Raw genomic sequence first — 1,751 nt, 5'->3', positions numbered from 1 at the left:
TGCAGCCCGCAATGAGGAGAGGAAGTTCTCCCTATCACCGCTGGCATCCGAATATGAAGCCTATCGGCGCAAGACGGGCTTGCTGACACCGTGGTTCGATTGGCGGTAAACCTGCCTCCAAGGGAGGCATGGCGGAACCGCGTCAGACGCGATAAAACTGTACCACGAGGCAGCGGTCCGATAGGCGACTGACGTCTCGACGATGCGATAAAGCAATCAGCGTCGAGAGCCTCCGACCGATGGACTTTTCGGACTGCTCCACGGAAACTGTCGATCGTGGCCAGGCGAGTGTCTTTGCCTGCAACAAATCCAACTGAACACGACGGCATTAATCCGACGCCTGGCCCGGCTGTCGCCACGGTGATCGCCGGACGCGAACTCCCAAAGCAATTCCGGTTCGGGCTAACTATCACCTCGAACCCGGTCCGCGGTAAGCCCCTCAATCAAGCCGCGACCCGCGCCTTGGCGAGCCGCTTGATCGCCTGTTCCAGTGGCCGTTGACCGTCGCAATAGGCTTCCCAGGCCGGCGATTTCGCCAGAAGCGCAGGAACGGTGCGGATGGTGAAGCGCTTGGGGTCCAGATCCGATTTGACCTGGTTCCAGGTCAATGGCATCGAGACGGTGGCACCCGGCCGGGCGCGCGGTGACAAGGGCGCCACCGCCGTCGCCATCCGGTCGTTGCGCAGATAGTCGAGGAAGATCCGGCCGTTCCTCAGGCTCTTTGTCATTTTGATCAGATAGAGATCGGGATTGTCGCGCGCCATCTGCTGGCAGACGTCGTGTGCGAAGCTCTTCGCTTCCGCCCACGAAAGCGGCTTGCGCTTGTTGTTTGCGAGTGGCGTGACGACGTGCAGGCCCTTGCCGCCAGTCGTCTTGCAAAAGCTGATCAGGCCCAGAGCGTCGAGACGGTCCCGCATTTCGCGGGCCGCCGAAACCACAGCGGAGAACGGCACGTCCGGACCTGGATCAAGGTCGAAGACGAGACGCCCGGGCACCTCGGGCTGATGCGGTTCGCAATTCCAGGGGTGCAGCTCGACCGCGCCGATCTGCGCGACGGCAGCCAAGCCTTCGACCCGGTCGATTTGCAGATAGGGCTTTTTATCGCCGAAGACCTTGACCAGTTCGAGGAGATTTGAGGTGCCGGGCATCGCATGGCGCTGGAAAAATTGCTCACCGCCGATCCCGTCCGGTGCGCGGATGACCGAACATGGGCGTCCCTTGATGTGCTCGATCAGCCAGGAACCGACGGCTTCGTAGTAGCGGGCCAGCTCTTCCTTGGTGACGGGTCCGCCGTCACTCGCATCCGGCCATAGCGGCTTGTCCGGGTTTGAAATCAGCACCCCCATGACCTCGGCCTTGGCGTTTTTTCGGCGGGCGGGTCCGGCCTTCACCTGCGCCGCCGGCTGCGGCACGTCAGTTTGCCCGGGCTTCGCCGGCCGTTCAGCCTTGACCTCTTTCGCCGGCTTGTCTTCCCGCAGTCCCTTAAAGGCCGCCTGCCGGACAATGCCGTCGGCGGTCCATCCTGCGAATTCGATTTCCGCCACGAGCTCGGGCTTCAGCCAGGTGACCTCGGCCTCCTTTTTCGGTGCGCCGACACCGGTGAAAGGCGATTTCGCCGTCTCGAGCGCCTTCAACTTCGGCAGCAGCGTTTCCACTTTCTTTGCGCCATATCCGGTGCCGACGCGGCCGACATAGACGAAGTGGTCGCCACGATAGACGCCGACCAGCAGGGATCGGAATTTCCCGTTGGT

Annotated in this window: 1 protein-coding gene; it reads right to left on the bottom strand. The window is 62.3% G+C overall.

What is annotated here, in order from left to right; all coding sequences use genetic code 11:
- Positions 1-443: 443 nt before the first annotated feature.
- Positions 444-1,751: DNA ligase D (gene ligD / locus FY112_RS38050; protein WP_246700748.1), on the bottom strand; the 1,308-nt coding region annotated here is incomplete at its 5' end.

This window comes from Rhizobium sp. PEPV16, assembly GCF_008919455.1.
Lineage (GTDB): Bacteria > Pseudomonadota > Alphaproteobacteria > Rhizobiales > Rhizobiaceae > Rhizobium > Rhizobium leguminosarum_Q.
Note: the sequence above shows the minus strand (reverse complement) of the source record. Positions and strands in the feature narration are given on the sequence as shown.